This is a genomic window from Mariniflexile aquimaris, from assembly GCF_042676825.1.
Classification (GTDB): Bacteria; Bacteroidota; Bacteroidia; order Flavobacteriales; family Flavobacteriaceae; genus Mariniflexile; species Mariniflexile aquimaris.
The window spans coordinates 1-583 of the sequence record NZ_JBHTIB010000044.1 but is presented as its reverse complement, the minus strand read 5'-3'; the positions used below and the strand labels follow the sequence as shown (position 1 = coordinate 583).

The 583-nt window shown below is 30.9% G+C and carries 1 protein-coding gene; it reads left to right on the top strand.

Annotated elements, in window-relative coordinates; translation table 11 throughout:
* The coding region (locus tag ACFQ0I_RS17325) for a DMP19 family protein (protein ID WP_379944251.1) at positions 1–531 on the top strand (531 nt) is incomplete at its 5' end.
* Positions 532–583: the final 52 nt, after the last annotated feature.

Sequence of the window (583 nt, the reverse complement as noted above, 5' to 3'; positions counted from 1 at the left end):
GCATTGAAGAAAATTTTAGTATTTATATCGTCATTATTCTTTGCCAACACAAATGCGCAAACTGAATTTGATTTAGAAAAAGTTTTGAAAATCGAAAGACGAGATATGATTGTTATGAAAATTGACACATATCTGAATTCAAAATCTGAATATGGCGAGAATATCGAGAAACTGAATTCTTCCCAAAGGACTTTTCTCTTCGTGGAAAATTTAGAGCGTGAAATAAATAACGGCGGATTTAACCAATTCTATTTTAATTCAAGTGGAGATTTTAGTCAAGAAACTGTAAATGCTCTTTTGGAAATTGGAGCGGAAAAAACAGCGGAAATTGTAAAAAAGGCAAACTCTGAATTTAAAAACGGAACTGTTCCCAAAGACAGAACTGAAAGACAAAATGAACTGGAATTAATTGAAGAAAAAGCGGAGGAAAACTGGAACAAATGCGATTCGGAATTTTATGAATATCAAGATAATTTGACCGAATTATTAATTGCATTCGTAATTAAGAACAAATCGGAATTTAAAAAATAACGTGTTACAACACCGTGTATAAAAAATTGCTAGTTTTATACTAAACCAATGT